Source organism: Paenibacillus canaveralius (assembly GCF_047238265.1).
GTDB lineage: Bacteria > Bacillota > Bacilli > Paenibacillales > NBRC-103111 > Paenibacillus_F.
Window position 1 is genome coordinate 790,566 of record NZ_JBDFMM010000001.1, and the last position, 15,887, is coordinate 806,452.

The following is a 15,887-nucleotide window of genomic DNA, read 5'->3' on the forward strand; positions in this document are numbered from 1 at the left end:
CTTACAGCATCCTATTCAGCTTGGAGGAAGGGGTGACGGGCTGTCCGCCTGCCGGGGCAGATGACGGCGTTCGCGGGAAAAGGGACGCGGGAGATAAAAGAGCCGCTGGACCCGGCGGTTCGGGTTTAGATCAGTGCAAGGGGAGCGGCCCCCCAACCGAACCGGGAATTCGAACTCGAACCCAACAGGAACCCAAACCAAACCGGACCCCGAATCAAACAGAACCGCGCAACGAACCCGACCCCGAACCAAACCGCAATCCGATAAACAGGCTTACCGGGACGGAGCCTGGGCGCCTTTTTCGCCGAGCACCTGCTCTACCTTGGTGATGTGCTGCTCCATCCGTGCCGAAGCATCCTGGGGCTGCCGGGAGCATATAGCGTCGAAAATGGCCTGGTGCTCGCGCAGCAGACGTTCCGCCGACGAGCGCTCGGCGTAAAACCAGAGCGCCCGCGTGTCTTTCATGCTGTCGTGCAGCTTCTGCGAAAGCGACGCCATCAGATCGGCCAGCACGGGATTGTGCGTAGCGGCCGCGATCTGCTCATGGAAGCGGACATCCGCCTGCTCGCTCAGAGCTTCGTCGCCGAGATGCTCCTCCATGCTGCGCAGGGTGTCCGCGAGCGCGGCGAGATCGTCCTCCGTCCGGCTGACGGCGGCAAGAGAAGCGCAGCCGGTCTCCAGCACCCGCCGGACTTCCAGGATGTGCCGCAGCGATTCGGCCCGGCCGACCCATTCGGGGTGCAGCAGACCCGGGTGCGGGGGCTCGGTGGGAAGTGCCTTGACGAAGGTGCCGCCGCCCTGCCGGATATCGAGCAGGCCCATAGCTTTCAGAACGCTGAGCGCTTCACGGATCGTGGAGCGGCCCACACCGTATTGCGCGGCAAGGTCCACTACGGAAGAGAGGCGGTCGCCGACTGCAAGCTTCCCTTCCTCAAGCTGTTTCCGGAGATCGTTCAATACCCATTCGTGACTTTTAAGCGGCCGTCCGTTTGTATGTATATCCATATGTTAAGCCCCCATAGAAAAAATTTATTTTCCGTCTTCCGGTCGATTAATTTTAGTGTATACTTAATTGTAAATAAAGTCATCAGATGACCTGATCTATTATCCGGAATTTTAGTTTATTTAAACGATATCTTTCAGGCGACCCGCCTGGAAATGAGGACGGTTTCAAGAGCGGGCCGATTTTGTAAAAGGGGTGCTGAATTTGCTGAATGAACAAGTCAGACAAAAGTTGATCGCCATTGCGGGCGAGGAAGGGTTCAAAGACGATCCCCAGTCGCTCGTGACCCATTCCTACGACGGGACGCCGATGCTCCAGTCGCTGCCGGACGGCGTGATTTATCCGGCCGATACCGCTCAGGTGTCGGAAATTATGAAAGTGCTGAACGAACACCGGGTGCCGCTTATCAGCCGCGGTTCGGGTACGAATTTGTGCGGGGGAACCGTGCCTGTGCAGGGCGGAGTCGTCATGGTGATGCACCGGATGAACCGCATTCTGGAGGTGGATCTGGAAAATTTGACGGCTGTGGTGCAGCCGGGCTTGAATACGAAGCAGTTTATTACCCATGTGGAGTCTTTGGGGCTTTTTTACCCGCCGGACCCGAGTTCCATGTCCATCTCCACGATCGGCGGCAACATTGCCGAATGCTCGGGCGGGCTGCGCGGTTTGAAATACGGCACGACGAAAGATTACGTCATCGGCCTTGAAGCGGTTCTACCGAACGGGGAAATTATCCGCACAGGCGGCAAGCTGATGAAAGACGTGGCGGGCTATGACCTCACGAAGCTGCTCGTCGGATCGGAAGGGACGCTGGCCGTTATTACGGAAGCGACTTTGAAGCTGATTCCTCCGCCGAAGGCGAAAAAGACGATGCTGGCGATGTACAAAGATTTGTACGGGGCGGCGCGCACCGTTTCGAAAATTATCGAGAACCGGATCATTCCGGCCACGCTTGAATTTCTCGACAATCCCACGATCCGGGTAGTCGATGATTTCGCCAAGCTGGGGCTGCCGCTCGATATGGAAGCGATTCTGCTGATCGAGCAGGATGGCGACCCCGCCACGGTGGAGCGGGATATCGCGCTGATCGAGAACATATGCCGGAGCGAAAACGCGGCCCGCATCGCCGTCGCGGCGGACGAAGAGGAAGCGTTGAAGCTGCTGACGGCAAGACGCAGCGCATTCACTGCGCTTGCAAGGCTGCGTCCGACGACGATACTGGAAGATGCGACGGTGCCCCGTTCCAAAATCGCCGACATGGTGATGGAGATCAACCGGATCGCGAAGAAGCATAACGTCACCATCTGTACGTTCGGCCATGCGGGTGACGGAAACCTTCATCCGACGGCGACGACCGATGCGCGCGATCCGGAGGAGGTCCACCGGGTGGAGGCCGCTTTCGAGGAAATTTTTGAAGCGGCGATCAAGCTCGGGGGCACGATTACCGGGGAACACGGAGTCGGCCTGGTCAAAGCCCCTTTCCTGGAGTGGAAAGTAGGCGCGGCGGGCATAGAGGTTATGAAGGGGATCAAGCAGGCGTTCGATCCGCTTAACCTGCTCAATCCCGGTAAAGTTTTCGCCAAAGAATCGCGTAAAAGGGTGGTGATCGACCGTGGCTGAGAAAACGGCATGCACCACGAGCAATCCGCTGGCACAGAAGCTGAAGCTCCGCCTGGACGAAGATCAACTGACCAACTGCATGCGCTGCGGCTTCTGCCTGCCGGCCTGCCCGACGTTCCGCGAAACGGGTATCGAGGCGGAATCCCCGCGCGGCCGTATCGCGCTTATGAAGGCGGTCGCCGACGGGATTATGGCTCCGGACGCCGCATTCGAAGAGCAGATGAACCACTGCCTGGGCTGCCGGGCCTGTGAGCCGGCCTGCCCGGCCGACGTGAAGTACGGGCAGCTTATCGAGCAGGCGCGCGATGCGATTGAAGATCACACGGACAGCCACCGCGGCTGGGTCAAGCTTGCCCGCCGCACGGCGTTCAAGGCGGTATTTCCGAAGCAGAACCGGATGAAGCTGCTCGGCGGAGCGCTTGGATTGTACCAGCGCTCGGGACTGCAGAAAATCGCGCGGGGCACCGGCATCATGAAACTCTTCCCGGATCATATGAGGGAAATGGAGCAGATTTTGCCCGAAGCATCTTCGCGCGGCGTGATCGAGCGGATCGGGAGCTCTCATCCGGCTGTGGGAGCCAAGATCGCGACCGTGGGGCTTTTCCGAGGCTGCCTGATGGACGTTATGTTCACCGACACGAACGTTCACACGGTTGAGCTGCTTACGCAAGCGGGCTTCGAAGTGGTCATCCCCGAGACGCAGAACTGCTGCGGCGCGCTTCACGCGCACAGCGGAGAGGCGGACGGGGCGCGTTCGCTTGCCCGCGGGAACATCCGCGCCTTCCGGGAAGCCGGCGTGGATTATATCGTCTCCAACGCGGGGGGCTGCGGAGCCATCCTGGCGGAGTACGACCATCTGCTGCACGAGGACGCGCAGTGGAAGGAGGACGCGGCGTGGTTTGCCGCCCGCGTCAAGGACGTCAGCGACCTGCTCGTCAACTTCGGCCGTGTGCCGAAATTCGCCGAGCAGGGCTGGGCTCCTGCGGCAGGCGGACAGGGTGCGTCCGCGACTGGTGCCTGCACGGCTGCCGGGGGCAGCGGAGCAGTTGCGGCGCAGGCCGGGGTCCTTGCCCCGCAGGCACCGGCCCCTGCGGGGCTGACGGCTGCTGACGCCACCGCAGCGCGCACGTCCGCAGGCTCGGCCGCCGCACCGGGTGCTGCCGCGTCCGCATCGGGCCGCCCTGCAGCAGCCTGCGGAGGCACATCTGCCGCTCCGGCGGACATCGGCGCCGAGCTTGCGGCCATCGACGACGCGTCCGCGCAGGCCGAAACGGCGGCGGCCTGCGCCGGAACCGCGGCTGCAGCGGCAGGCGGAGCAGCGCTGCGGGATACGCATGCGCAGCCGTCTGCCGCATGCACAGCCGGGTCGTCCACTGCCGCCTCGGCGGCCGCGCCTTCCGTGCGCATCACGTACCAGGATTCCTGCCATCTGCGCAATGTGATGCGCTCTTCCGACGCTCCGCGCAAGCTTATGCGTCAGGTCGCGGGCGTTGAGTATGTGGAGATGTTCGAAGCCGACCGCTGCTGCGGTTCGGCGGGAATCTATAATCTGACCCAGCCGGATATGGCCAATCAGATACTGGATCACAAAATGGTCCACGCCAATGCCACGGACGCCCGGTATCTGCTGACGAGCAATCCCGGCTGCCTGCTTCAAATGAAGCTGGGCAACGAACGTCACGGGGACGGCAGTATGAAGGTCATGCATGTCGTCGATTTTCTCCATGAGCGGCTGCTCGGGGACAGATAAGGCCGTCTGTAATTTTTAAACCCTTCGCTTATAAAGAAGGGTTTTTCTTTTTTTCTGCCGCGATTGGTTGCTTGTGATCTTTGCCGAAATGCCGCGGGCACGCTTACTTATTAATGACGTGAATGATACAATGAACCCAACATCATGAATTACTGAGGGGAGAAATAAAGGTTGGCATACACCCGCGGGAACTGCCGACTTAGGCTGCTGCTTCAAAAGGCCGGGATGAAACAGGCTGAATTGGCACGGAGGACGGGCTATTCGAGGCATCAGGTCTCCAATTGGGTCAACGATCGGGAGAAGATGTCTTTCGATGCGGCCGCCACAGTCGCTTTCACTCTTGACTGCCATATGGAGGAGCTTTATGAATTCCATGAAGGATGAGCCTATGTCGGCTCTTCTCCGGTTATTATGTATAGACATAACTATACAAATCGTGTATGATCAAAGTATTGTGAATCCCATTTATTGTAAGGTGCCCGGCTAAATTAAGGCTTCGTTTTATCTTTTATTTGTTATGAAGACATTACGGCCGGACCTTTGATAGGACCAAAATAGAATGGAAAACTGGAGGCTTGAAAGAATTGGAGAAAGCATTTCAAGTGTGTGTCCTGCTTTTTAATCAAGCTAATGAATATCAGTTAACGGCGAAACTTTACGATTCCCTGGGACATAAAGGACAGGCCAAAAGGTACGCTCATAAAGCGGAGGCGTTTAATGAATCCGCTTATATCGTCCGGAGTTGTTTGGGTATCTCCTTTACGGATGTGATCGAAGCCGTAACCGCCGCCGAAGCTTGCCCGGAAAATAAGGAAAGTTAATAGGTTAACCATTATATTTTAAAAAAAGAATCATAAAAGGTATCCCAATTTATGGTTGACAAGGAAATTGAAAGCGCTTATAGTTTTACTTAGGATCAAAACGCAGCAGCTGCCGATTTACTCTGAAAAACGCAATTTCGTTCACGAATTTGTTGGGTCAGGTAAGGACAGCTGTTTTTTTACGGCCAAAAGTTAAAGCGTTTTAACTTTGTGTACCGGACTGTGGAGTGTGGTCGGCCGATGCGTTCCGGGAGGTGGTGGCCCGCGCGACAAGGGCGGAGATTTTGCTGGTCCATTCATACGCAGTGCAAATCAGAGAGGAGAATGAACGATGAAAAAAACATTACTGGGATTCACCGCATCCGCTTGTTTGCTATGCAGCCTGGTAGCCGCTCCGGTATTGGCGGGCGCTCAAGGTGTACCGGCCGCATCGGCTTCAGGAGATACCCTGGTACAAAGTCAGGCTGTTAACACGGCCGCGGCTGCCGCCATGAAACCGTTCCCTCAGCATGTCTCGTATACGTCCGGCACGATCAAACCGAACAATTATACCCAGGCCCAGCTCGATCAGCAGGTCAAAACGAAATATGACGAATGGAAATCAAGATACCTCGTCAAGCATCCGAAAATTTCAAACCAGTACTACGTGTTTTATAATAAAGAAAAAATCGTCACGAAACCGAAGGACGTCGTTTCCTGCTCGGAAGGCCACGGGTACGGCATGCTGATCACCGCGTATATGGCGGGTCACGATGCCGACGCCCAGACGTATTTCGACGGCTTGTACCGCTTCTATAAAGCTCATCCGAGTTCGATCGATCCCGCTCTGATGGCATGGCAGCAGGCGAAGGATTCGTCGGGCAATATCGTGGACACTTCGGGCAGCGATGCGGCTACGGACGGCGATATGGATATCGCGTATGCGCTGCTGCTTGCCGACAAGCAGTGGGGCAGCTCGGGAACGGTGAACTACAAGAGTGAAGCCGTGAAGATCATCAACGCCATCATGAAGCGTGAAGTGCACGCGAAATATTTCCATCTGAAGATGGGCGACTGGGCTTCGGACAGCGATCCCGAATACGGTCCGGGCACACGCGCGTCCGATTTTATGCTGAATCATCTCAAGACGTTCAAGGCCGCCACCGGCAATGCGAACTGGGATAAAGTGACGGACACGACTTACAACGTAATCAATACGGTGTTCCAAAACAACTCCCCGAATACGGGGCTGCTTCCGGATTTCATCGTGCGCAAATCGAACGGCACTTACGCGCCGGCACCGGAAGGTTACCTGGAGGAAACGACCGACAACGACTACAGCTGGAATTCCTGCCGGACACCTTGGCGGATCGCAACGGATTACCTCATAAGCGGGGATACCCGGGCTTTGAACCAGGTCCGCAAAATGAACAGCTGGATCCAGTCCGCAACCGGGGGCAACCCGGCCAAGATCGCCTCGGGTTACGAGCTTAACGGAAAGGTGCTCGAAACGGGTCACGCGATCGCGTTCACCGCGCCTTTTGCCGTCAGCGCGATGGTAGATTCATCCAACCAGACGTGGCTGAACAAGGTGTGGAGCGATATCGTCAACTCGCCGACCTCCGATAGCTATTATTACGACAACAGCATCCGCGTGCTCAGCATGATTATGGTGTCCGGCAACTGGTGGACGCCGTAATCGATTCAAGTAAGATGCCCGATCCCGGGCATCTTTTTTTGTCCGTTTTTTTGGGCATAGAAGAATAGCCGGCGGAAAAGAAACTTTTTGTGGGGAAACGGAGTCTGTAAAGGTGTGGGAATAAATGGATGGGGAGGTGGCGTTTATGATCCGAAATATCCTTCTAGTTGTTTTCTTGCTCGTCTGCCTGCCGGGATGCGCAAATAGTCCGGAACAGTCAAAAGGCACTTTTACCGGATATGTGGTGCAAAAGGACACGAAGGCGAATCGGGCGCTGCTTGTGAGCGATACGGAAAGCGGCTTAATGGGTGACGAAAAAATTTATGATGCGGAATGGATATCCGGAATTGCGGATCAAGTTAACGTCGGGGAAAAAGTTACGGTTGAGACTATAGGGGTGATCATGACGTCCTATCCGGGACAAACAAGCGGAACCTTCCTTTCTAACGAAAATCCGGTGAAGCCCCAGGGAGCTGTACTTGAGCCCGCAGAAGTCCTGCAAAGGGCATTTCATCAGGAAAAGGCCCGTATCCCAACCGTGAAGAAAGTCTCTCTGGACAACGAAAAGAAAGTTTGGAATGTCACTCTGCACGACAATAGCCTTCATAAGGATGTCGAAATTGTGATCGAAGATCGGGAATAGTTTGGAGGACGTTTGGATGCTTTGGGATTTTGACGCTTCGACTGTGCTGCTGGCTCTCCTTGTGTTGATCGTGTTGCTCGTTCGGCTGAAAATCAAGCATAACCGGAGCTATTTATATGTGTCTCTATATGCCGTTTTTTATATCTACATGGTAAACGTGCTCCGATACACCTTGTTTCCGATACCCTTATTTGTCACGGAGTATGATGTGTTCCGACTTTCCTACGACCTTGATCCGACTAACTTCGTTCATTGGCAAGCGGCCCAAATTTACAACAATATTTTGCTTTCGGTCCCGTTCGGATTCGGGCTGCCTTTTCTCCGGAAGGTGAGTTTTAAACGTATGCTTCGGGCTGGAGTCATGTTCGGCGTGGCAATCGAGAGTGCCCAGCTGCTGCTTTCCCTGCTTATCCGTGCCGGATACCGGACTGTAGACGTGAACGATGTGCTGCTGAATTTTACCGGCGTTCTGCTCGGGTACGGAGGTTACCGGTTGTTTGCGGCCCTGGTCCGCGGAATCCGTCCCGGTAAGAAGAGAGGGCTTTCGTCTCTGCTTGATACCGCCGTATAAACTTTATGAAACTTTAAGTTAACAAGGCTCAAAACGTATTGGAAAACCTAACCTTACCCTTTATGATAGGTTTGTAACGGGAAATTCGTTCATAAGGGGATAACGAGGATGAAGAAAAAATTAGCGGCGGTACTTGCGGCAGCTTTGTTTGTGGCCCTGCCTCTGGGACTGAGCGAACACGCGGCGGCGAAAGCGGCCAAGACTTACAAAAATTGCACGGAACTCAACAAAGACTATAAAGGCGGTGTCGCCCTTTCGGATTCGACCAAGAACAAAGGCGGCAAAACCAAGTACAAGCCGTATGCTTCCAAAGAGCTTTACGAGGCGAACAAGAAGCTCGACGGGGACAAAGATAAGATTGCCTGCGAGCGCTGATAATGCGGAACCTTTCCGCCCGGAAGGGTTCTTTTTTGTTGGATACAAGGCGGTTGGAATGATTGCGGGTTAAAATCTGCAATCTTTTCGCAGCAGGCTGCGCGCTCGGTTCACGGTTTGCTTTGCCGGATGGCTTAACCGTATGCTAGTTGAAGGCTGCGTCCCGCTCTCTGTCCAAAATGCCCCGAAATAGGGTAAAATCAGAGAGACAACCGGTTAGCCGGAAGAACGGAGGACCCGATTTTGAAAGTAGAAATGGATCTTTATAACGATTGGATTGAAACGGTGAAGGAAATATTCCGCGGTTCGGGAGCGCCTCTGCCGCAGGATTGGAGCGCCGATGAGGTCGGCCGCGAGTATTACCTCCAGACTTCGGCATCCGAAGAGGAAGCGGAGGAGCGCCGGAAAGCAAACGAGCAGAGGCTGACGGATATGCAGCGGACGCTGCTGGACAATATGGAGACGGTGGTCGTGCCCGATATCCGGGAGAAAACCGGCTACGGCGGCAGTCAGTTTCGCTTCCGCTGGATTTATTCGCAAGGGGAGCATATCGTGGAAGAATGCTCGCAGTACCGCATCCCGCTGGGGCCTACGCCGGAGTAGCCGCTTGCGTATTTGTTCGCCGGAAAAAAATTCCCGGCAACTATTCCGGATTCGCTTGACACCTCTCCAAAAGGGGTGTATATTTATCTTAAATTAAAGATATTTAAATTTGAGATATCGACAGAACGGTGGTGAACCGCATGAAAGAGCAGGACAACACCTTAGTGAATGAAGACATCGACTTATCGCTTAAATTGTTTGTGGTTCTTTCGAAAGCCCAGAAGGTCATTATGGACCGCTCGGTCAAGGATATGAAAAGACACGGCTTGTCTCCTTCGGAGTTCGCCATACTGGAGCTTCTGTACCATAAAGGAAAGTTTCCGCTTCAGCAGATCGGAGACAAGATTCTCGTCACCAGCGGAAGCATCACCTACAACATTGACAAGCTGGAGAAGAAAAAGCTTCTGAGACGCATCTCGTGTGCGAGTGACCGCCGCGTGACTTATGCGGAGATTACGGAGCAGGGCACGGAGCTGTTTAACGATATTTTTCCCGAGCATGCCGAGGTTGTGAAAGCAAGTATGAGCGGATTGACGGCGGAAGAGAAGAAGCTGGCGATCGGGCTGATCAAAAAGCTGGGTACGGCGGCTCAAAAGCAGGGATAAAATTTTTTTTTGGCAAATATCTTAAAATTAAGATAATCAAATTTAAGATTTCCGGTTCGTTCCGGACGAGGGAGCGGTTATCATGATCAAAATTCACGAGGCGCTGACGCGCATTACAAGGAATTTCGGCTGGCTGTACACGAGCCACAGTTTTTCATTCGGGGGTTATTTCGATCCGGGAAATACGGAATTCGGACCGCTGAGGGTGTTCAACGATGACCGGGTGCAGCCTTTAAAAGGGTTCGATTTCCACAAGCACGAGGAAATGGAGATCGTGACAGTGGTCCTCCGGGGCGAGCTGCAGCACGAGGACACGCTGGGCAACAAAACGGTCACGCGTGCCGGAGAGGTTCAGCGGATGACCGCGGGCACCGGCATTGAGCATGCCGAGACAAATCCTTCGGCTACGGAAGAAGTGGAGCTGCTCCAGCTCTGGTTTACGCCGGATGAGGAAGGGCTTACCCCTTCCTACGAGCAGGCTTCCTACGACCTGGATGCCCGCAAAAACGAATGGGTTCCCGTCGTAACGGGACGGCCGCGGGAAGCCGCCGCCGATGAAGGCGATGACGGGATGAAGCCGGCCCGCATCCATCAGGATATGACGCTCTACCTCGCGGAGCTGGAGCCGGGACGCGTGCTTGAGTTCAGCCAGAAGCCGGGAAGACGGATGTACGTCTTCGTTATCGAAGGCTCCGTAACGGCGGACGGCGCATACAAGCTGTCCCGCAGGGACGCGGCGCGTATTACGGAGCAGGAAAGGCTTGACCTGCACACCGAGACGGGAGCCCGGCTCATGCTGATCGACCTGCCGTAAGCGGACTTTTGACCGGCAACGTGCCCGGACAAGGCCGCACGGCCGGAATACTTTTTCCCCGCGGGCTTACGCTTGACGGATGATATAAACGCATACCCTACCACTGCCCGAAATAGAGGAGAGATCATCATGAACGATTTCGAAACGGTATTAAAAGAACGCAGATCGGCTACCAAATTCGTGAAGGGTGTCGAGCTGCCGGATCCGGAACTGGATGCGATTTTCAGCCTGGTCAAATATACGCCGTCGGCTTTTAATTTGCAGCATGCTCATTACGTGGTCGTGAAAGATCCCGCGGTAAAGGAGCGGGTATATGAGGCGGCTAACAAGCAGTACAAGGTTAAAATGGCGTCGGCCGCCATTCTGGTGCTCGGTCATATGGACGCCCATCACGATGCCGGTAAGATCAACGAAGGGCTGCTGAATCTGGGCGTGATCAACAAGCAGGAATATGACCAGACGATCGAAGCGATCACGGCGTTTTATGAGGACAGAGGCGAAGCGTTCAAACGCGAAGAAGCGGTCCGCAACGCGAGCTTGTCCGCGATGACCTTCATGCTGGCCGCCAAAGACAGAGGATGGGACACCTGTCCGATGATCGGCTTCGACCCGGATGCGATGCGCGAAGCGCTGAATATCCCCGACCGGTATGTGCCGGCCCTGCTCATTACCATAGGCAAGGAAGACGTTTCCGGCCAAAGGCCGCGGGGCTACCGCAAGCCGGTCGGCGAATTCGTAAGCAGGGACTCTTTCTGAAACACTTCCGGCTAATTTTCTCCTGTAAAGCCAACCTATATTAAAATCGAAGAGGTGCTCAATCATGACGAAAAAAACAGCAGGCATTCATCATATTACCGCTTTTGTAAAAGACGCGCAGGCGAACGTTGATTTTTACGCCGGTGTGCTCGGTTTGAGACTCGTGAAAAAAACGATCAACTTCGACGCGCCGGAAGTGTATCATCTGTATTTCGGAAATGAAGCGGGAAGCCCCGGCACGGCCATTACGTTCTTTCCTTGGGCAACGTCGCGCAAAGGCCGTATCGGCGGCGGCCAGGTCGGCATCGTGACCTTCGCGGTTCCGCAGGGTGCGCTGCCTTTCTGGAAAGAGCGGCTGCAGAAGCTGGAAATTCCGTTCCGGGAGACGGAGCGTTTCTCGGAAACGTATATCCAGTTCCAGGATAAGGACGGTCTGGAGCTTGAGCTGGTGGAACGGGCGGAAGGAGCGGACAGCAAATGGTCGTTCGGCGGCGTCCCTGCCGATAAAGCGATCAAAGGCTTCGGCGGCGCGGTGCTTTACAGTCTGAATCCGGAAAGCACGATGCACACCGTCGAGCATGTAATGGGGCTGACAAGAACCGCCGAGGAAGACGGCCTGGTCCGTTTCGTATCGGAAGGGGACATCGGCAACGTGGTGGATATCAGAAAAGACGAGGTGCCCCAAGGCTCGGGCGGTGCGGGCACGGTCCATCATATCGCATGGCGGGCCAAAGACTTCGAAGACCACGAAGACTGGAGAGACTATGTCCAGATGAACGGGTTCCAGCCGACGCCGGTTATCGACCGCCAATATTTTAACGCGATTTACTTCCGCGAGGCGGGCGGGATCTTGTTCGAGATCGCGACGGATCCTCCGGGCTTCACGCGCGACGAGCCGTTCGAAGCGCTGGGCGAAGAGCTTGTGCTGCCGGAATGGTATGAACCTCACCGGGCGGCTATCCAGAAAGGACTTCCTCCTATCGAAGTCCGTGTATTGGAGGCGGATAAACAATGACGATGAAACATGTATACCGTGAAGGAAGCAATCCGGCGGCGCCTGTCCTGGTCCTTTTCCACGGAACGGGAGGAACCGAGCAAGATCTGTTCCCGCTGGCCGAGCGCATCTCGCCCGAATCCTCCGTGCTGAGCGTCCGGGGTAATGTTCTTGAAAACGGAATGCCGCGCTTTTTCCGCAGACTGGCGGAGGGGATATTTGACGAGAAAGATCTCGTATTCCGCACGGAGGAGCTTTACGGGTTTCTGAACGAGGCGGCGGAGCAGTACGGATTCGACCGGGGCAATCTTGTTGCCGTAGGCTACTCCAACGGGGCGAACATTGCGGGAAGCCTGCTTTTCCATTACAAGCAGGCTTTGAAAGGGGCGATCCTTCATCATCCGATGGTGCCCCGCAGAGGGATCGAGCTGCCGGATTCCACGGGTCTGCCCGTCTTTATCGGAGCGGGCAAGAACGATCCGCTCTGCACCCCGGAGGAGACGGAGGAGCTCAAGAATCTGCTGGAAGCGGCGGGCGCCGAAGTGGAGATTCACTGGGAGAATTACGGCCATCAGCTGACGGATTCGGAAGTAAACGCCGCGGCCCGCTGGTTTGCGGATCGTTTTAAAGGCTGAAGCTGCGTGCGAGGCGCGGAATTAGGACCGCGGCGTAACCCTGCAGGGCAGGAAGCGCCGCCTAATGGAGCTGGCTCGCCGGCGTCACATTATCCCGTCTGACAGCCTCATAGGCATCACAGCACCCTGCCCTCGCAGAAGCGGAGGCGGGAAGGAAAGGAGAGAGCGAGTATGATTGAGATCGATCCGGAAAGCCAGAGCGAGCGCGAGACGTACAAGCTGCTCATCGGGAGCATCATTCCCCGGCCGGTCGCGTTCGTGACGACGCTGTCCAAGGAAGGCGTCGTCAACGCGGCGCCGTTCAGTTACTTCAACATCGTGACGGCAAACCCGCCGCTGATTTCCGTCTCCGTTCAGCGTAAGGACGGAGAGCCGAAGGATACGGCGCGCAACGCACGGGACCTGGGCGCGTTCGTTGTCCATATCAGCGACGAATCGTACATCGAAGCGATCAACGCGACCGCGGCAGCGCTGCCGCCGGATGAGAGCGAGATCGAACTCGCGGGTCTGACGCTCGTCGAAAGCGGCAAAATCGCCGTGCCCGGCGTATCCGAAGCGAAGATCCGCATGGAGTGCGTGCTGGAGCGGTCGATTCCGCTCGGCGGCATCGATTCGGCGCCGGCGTGCGATCTGCTGATCGGCCGCGTGGTCCGCTTCCACATCGCCGACGAGCTGTACAGCGGAGGGCGCATCGATCCGGCCGCGCTCCGTCCGGTCAGCCGGCTCGCCGGCAGCGGCTACAGCAAGCTCGGCGAGATTTTCTCGCTGGAGCGGCCGGAGTGAGCGGGGGTTGTGCCGGCAGACGGATGCAGTGAGGCAGCCGGCGTTACGGCTCCGAAAATAGGATCAGAAAAGAGCAAAGCTGCGATCTCCGCCGGGAATACCGGAAAGATCCGCAGCTTTTTGTTATGTTCGGGATTAGCTGAAGTACGTATCCTTTCGTGCAAAAGGAACATCCGGCACCGGTTTTTTTGGCCAAAGTCAGTTGATGGGTTTCATTATTTAGGGCATTTTTTATTGAGGAGAATAATCAGGTCGCGTGCGGATAAAGCTGAGCTGATTGCCTGCCAAGCGCCGTCCTGGCTTTTCTCGTCTATCCTTAAAAAAGAGAGGGAGCCCGAAGTCCGGCACCGGCATGTTCAATGAAACGATTCCGTACTCATCCTGTATTCTCGTGAGGTCCGTCCCGGGCTATAATGGGAGGAACGACTAGCGGATGCTTGAGGCGTTTGCGGCAGGGAGTGTTACATAGTGGGTACGAGGCTGATTTTGCACGAACTTTCAAAAAAAAGGCACGACCGTCCCTCTGATTACTTGTTCCGGGACATTTCGGCCGAGGTGGGGGAAGGCGAGCGCGTTGCGGTGATCGGAACGTCGGGGCAGGGCAAAACGACGCTGCTGCGCATCCTGGCCCGTCTCGACTGCCCGGACGAGGGGGAGCTCCGGCTCCACGGTAAAAACGCGGACGAATGGAAACCGCAGGAGTGGCGCAAAAAAATATGCTACGTGGCCCAGCAGCCGGTTATGCTGCCCGGCAGCGTCGAGGAGAACTTGCAGACGGTCAGCAGGTTGCACGGAACCACGTTCGAGCGGGAGCTTGCGAAGCGGTACATGGCCGAGCTCGGTTTGGCCGAGCTGGACTGGGCGAAGCAGGGCGGAGATTTGTCCGGCGGCGAAAAGCAGCGGACGGCTCTCGTGCGGGCCATGCTCCTTCAGCCGGAAGTGATGCTGCTCGACGAGGTGACGGCTTCGCTCGATCCCGGCAGCAAGAGGGCGGCAGAGCGCCTGCTTACCGACTGGTCGCGGAGCGCGGGCACGTCGCTCGTCTGGATCACACATGATCTGGAACAGGCGGCCCAGATAAGCGATGCGGTATGGTTCATGGACGAAGGACGGCTGATGGAGTCGGCGCGGACCGGGGAATTTTTCCGGGAGCCGTCGACTGAACAGGCGCGCCGGTTTATCTCCCGTCCGGACCGGGAAGGGGAGGGAGACTGATGTCCAATCTTGCGCAGGCCAGCACGCTGGTGTTCGTGATCGTGACGATTTTGCTGTCCATGAGGCAGAAGCTGGGGCTGGAGAAAGAGATCATCGTCGGCACGGTCCGCTCGGCCCTGCAGCTTCTGTTCGTCGGGTATGTGCTGCACTTCGTATTCGATGCGCGGCATCCGGTCTTCATAATCCTGATTATTGCGGCGATGATTGCGGTCGCCACCTGGAACGTCGGCAAACGGGCCAAGGAGATTCCAGGCATCAAGACCCGGATCGCTCTGGCTCTGGCCTGCACCGAAGCCGTGACGATGGCGCTGCTGCTCGGGTTCGGCATCATCGAAGCGATTCCGCAGTTTATTATCCCGATCAGCGGAATTACTATAGGCAGCTCGATGATCGTGGCGGGTCTTTTTCTCAATGCGATGAAAAGGGAAATGGAAGCCGCCCGCGGAGAGATCGAAGCTCTGCTTGCCTTGGGCGCCTCCGCGAAGCAGGCGATACACGCGCCGATCAAGCGGTCGGTCCGCTCCGGTATGATTCCGACACTCGACGGGATGAAAACGACGGGGCTCGTCCAGCTTCCGGGCATGATGACCGGCATGATTGCGGCCGGAGCCGACCCGGTGGAGGCGGTGCGCTATCAGATTCTGATCATGTTCGTGCTGTCTTCGGCCGCGGCGCTGACCGCCATGCTGCTCGGTCTGCTTAGCGCGCCGCTGTGGTTTACGGCAGACGAGCGGCTGAGGGTGCCGGAGGCGAAGAAGCTGTAGAGGGAGCGCACGCCCTTTCCTCCGCTGCTTCGTGCTCTGCCCTTGCTTCGCTTAACGCGAAGTCGGCCGGAACCGTTCTTCTTGAAACGGGCGGCTGAGCCGGTTGATTATGCGGGCGTGAAGACTCACGAGGGCTCCGGCTGCATACAGTCCGTTCCGCTTACGGCAGACCAATTGTAGTAACCAAGCTGCCGAGCCTGGCGCTATTTTGCCGATAGTACCGGGCGTGATAAACTAGAACATGTACATAAAGGTGG

18 protein-coding genes are annotated in these 15,887 nt (G+C 56.3%); 17 read left to right on the plus strand and 1 reads right to left on the minus strand.

The genetic code is table 11. The annotated features are described in order from the left end of the window. Nucleotides 1-273 precede the first annotated feature (273 nt). Nucleotides 274-1,005: a FadR/GntR family transcriptional regulator gene (locus ABC395_RS03625; RefSeq protein WP_413000772.1), complete on the minus strand. Its 732-nt coding sequence runs from the start codon at nt 1,003-1,005 to the stop codon at nt 274-276. Between the two features lie 202 nt (nt 1,006-1,207). Here ABC395_RS03625 and ABC395_RS03630 point away from each other — a divergent pair, with 202 nt between their 5' ends. The 17 genes from ABC395_RS03630 to ABC395_RS03710 all read left to right on the plus strand — a co-directional run bounded on the left by ABC395_RS03630 (nt 1,208) and on the right by ABC395_RS03710 (nt 15,630). Then, nucleotides 1,208-2,623: an FAD-linked oxidase C-terminal domain-containing protein gene (locus ABC395_RS03630; RefSeq protein WP_413000774.1), complete on the plus strand. Its 1,416-nt coding sequence runs from the start codon at nt 1,208-1,210 to the stop codon at nt 2,621-2,623. Continuing rightward, nucleotides 2,616-4,373 (plus strand): (Fe-S)-binding protein, encoded by a 1,758-nt coding sequence (locus tag ABC395_RS03635; RefSeq protein ID WP_413000776.1) that lies wholly within the window; start codon nt 2,616-2,618, stop codon nt 4,371-4,373. Before ABC395_RS03630 ends, ABC395_RS03635 begins: the two co-directional genes overlap by 8 nt. Nucleotides 4,374-4,544: 171 nt before the next feature. After that, nucleotides 4,545-4,757: a helix-turn-helix domain-containing protein gene (locus ABC395_RS03640; RefSeq protein ID WP_413000778.1), complete on the plus strand. Its 213-nt coding sequence runs from the start codon at nt 4,545-4,547 to the stop codon at nt 4,755-4,757. A 200-nt stretch (nt 4,758-4,957) separates the two neighbouring features. Beyond that, entirely contained in the window at nt 4,958-5,194 is a 237-nt protein-coding gene (locus ABC395_RS03645; protein ID WP_413000779.1) for a hypothetical protein, read from the plus strand. A gap of 331 nt (nt 5,195-5,525) precedes the next feature. After that, nucleotides 5,526-6,872 (plus strand): family 8 glycosyl hydrolase, encoded by a 1,347-nt coding sequence (locus ABC395_RS03650; protein WP_413000781.1) that lies wholly within the window; start codon nt 5,526-5,528, stop codon nt 6,870-6,872. A 145-nt stretch (nt 6,873-7,017) separates the two neighbouring features. Further along, nucleotides 7,018-7,515 carry a DUF3221 domain-containing protein gene (locus tag ABC395_RS03655; RefSeq protein WP_413000783.1) on the plus strand — a complete coding sequence of 166 codons (498 nt, stop codon included), beginning with the start codon at nt 7,018-7,020 and terminating at the stop codon, nt 7,513-7,515. Nucleotides 7,516-7,531: 16 nt separating this feature from the next. After that, the gene (locus ABC395_RS03660; protein WP_413000785.1) at nt 7,532-8,086 is read left to right on the plus strand and encodes a VanZ family protein; all 555 of its coding nucleotides are present in this window, start codon (nt 7,532-7,534) and stop codon (nt 8,084-8,086) included. Between the two features lie 108 nt (nt 8,087-8,194). Next, complete coding sequence (locus ABC395_RS03665; RefSeq protein ID WP_413000786.1) at nt 8,195-8,461, plus strand: excalibur calcium-binding domain-containing protein; 267 nt, start codon at nt 8,195-8,197, stop codon at nt 8,459-8,461. Nucleotides 8,462-8,704: 243 nt separating this feature from the next. Continuing rightward, on the plus strand, nt 8,705-9,064 hold the full coding sequence (locus ABC395_RS03670; protein ID WP_413000788.1) for a hypothetical protein: 360 nt from the start codon (nt 8,705-8,707) through the stop codon (nt 9,062-9,064). 140 nt (nt 9,065-9,204) lie between these two features. Further along, nucleotides 9,205-9,669 carry a MarR family winged helix-turn-helix transcriptional regulator gene (locus tag ABC395_RS03675; protein WP_413000790.1) on the plus strand — a complete coding sequence of 155 codons (465 nt, stop codon included), beginning with the start codon at nt 9,205-9,207 and terminating at the stop codon, nt 9,667-9,669. 82 nt (nt 9,670-9,751) lie between these two features. Further along, entirely contained in the window at nt 9,752-10,483 is a 732-nt protein-coding gene (locus tag ABC395_RS03680; RefSeq protein WP_413000792.1) for a pirin family protein, read from the plus strand. A 129-nt stretch (nt 10,484-10,612) separates the two neighbouring features. Next, the gene (locus ABC395_RS03685; RefSeq protein ID WP_413000793.1) at nt 10,613-11,239 is read left to right on the plus strand and encodes a nitroreductase family protein; all 627 of its coding nucleotides are present in this window, start codon (nt 10,613-10,615) and stop codon (nt 11,237-11,239) included. Between the two features lie 64 nt (nt 11,240-11,303). Then, complete coding sequence (locus ABC395_RS03690) at nt 11,304-12,254, plus strand: ring-cleaving dioxygenase (protein WP_413000795.1); 951 nt, start codon at nt 11,304-11,306, stop codon at nt 12,252-12,254. 2 nt (nt 12,255-12,256) lie between these two features. Continuing rightward, a complete protein-coding gene (locus tag ABC395_RS03695) occupies nt 12,257-12,868 on the plus strand; it encodes an alpha/beta hydrolase (protein WP_413006680.1) in 612 nt (203 codons plus the stop codon). 171 nt (nt 12,869-13,039) lie between these two features. Continuing rightward, a complete protein-coding gene (locus tag ABC395_RS03700) occupies nt 13,040-13,651 on the plus strand; it encodes a flavin reductase family protein (RefSeq protein ID WP_413000797.1) in 612 nt (203 codons plus the stop codon). A 468-nt stretch (nt 13,652-14,119) separates the two neighbouring features. Continuing rightward, nucleotides 14,120-14,866 carry an ABC transporter ATP-binding protein gene (locus ABC395_RS03705; protein WP_413000799.1) on the plus strand — a complete coding sequence of 249 codons (747 nt, stop codon included), beginning with the start codon at nt 14,120-14,122 and terminating at the stop codon, nt 14,864-14,866. Next, complete coding sequence (locus ABC395_RS03710) at nt 14,866-15,630, plus strand: ABC transporter permease (protein ID WP_413000801.1); 765 nt, start codon at nt 14,866-14,868, stop codon at nt 15,628-15,630. Before ABC395_RS03705 ends, ABC395_RS03710 begins: the two co-directional genes overlap by 1 nt. Nucleotides 15,631-15,887: the final 257 nt, after the last annotated feature.

What these genes read in the sequence shown, in the direction of transcription:
- ABC395_RS03625 (WP_413000772.1), bottom strand. Translation starts at nt 1,005, where the DNA reads ATGGATATACATACAAACGGACGGCCGCTTAAAAGTCACGAATGGGTA.
- ABC395_RS03650 (WP_413000781.1), top strand. Translation starts at nt 5,526, where the DNA reads ATGAAAAAAACATTACTGGGATTCACCGCATCCGCTTGTTTGCTATGC.
- ABC395_RS03655 (WP_413000783.1), top strand. Translation starts at nt 7,018, where the DNA reads ATGATCCGAAATATCCTTCTAGTTGTTTTCTTGCTCGTCTGCCTGCCG.
- ABC395_RS03660 (WP_413000785.1), top strand. Translation starts at nt 7,532, where the DNA reads ATGCTTTGGGATTTTGACGCTTCGACTGTGCTGCTGGCTCTCCTTGTG.
- ABC395_RS03665 (WP_413000786.1), top strand. Translation starts at nt 8,195, where the DNA reads ATGAAGAAAAAATTAGCGGCGGTACTTGCGGCAGCTTTGTTTGTGGCC.
- ABC395_RS03675 (WP_413000790.1), top strand. Translation starts at nt 9,205, where the DNA reads ATGAAAGAGCAGGACAACACCTTAGTGAATGAAGACATCGACTTATCG.
- ABC395_RS03680 (WP_413000792.1), top strand. Translation starts at nt 9,752, where the DNA reads ATGATCAAAATTCACGAGGCGCTGACGCGCATTACAAGGAATTTCGGC.
- ABC395_RS03685 (WP_413000793.1), top strand. Translation starts at nt 10,613, where the DNA reads ATGAACGATTTCGAAACGGTATTAAAAGAACGCAGATCGGCTACCAAA.
- ABC395_RS03690 (WP_413000795.1), top strand. Translation starts at nt 11,304, where the DNA reads ATGACGAAAAAAACAGCAGGCATTCATCATATTACCGCTTTTGTAAAA.
- ABC395_RS03695 (WP_413006680.1), top strand. Translation starts at nt 12,257, where the DNA reads ATGAAACATGTATACCGTGAAGGAAGCAATCCGGCGGCGCCTGTCCTG.
- ABC395_RS03700 (WP_413000797.1), top strand. Translation starts at nt 13,040, where the DNA reads ATGATTGAGATCGATCCGGAAAGCCAGAGCGAGCGCGAGACGTACAAG.
- ABC395_RS03710 (WP_413000801.1), top strand. Translation starts at nt 14,866, where the DNA reads ATGTCCAATCTTGCGCAGGCCAGCACGCTGGTGTTCGTGATCGTGACG.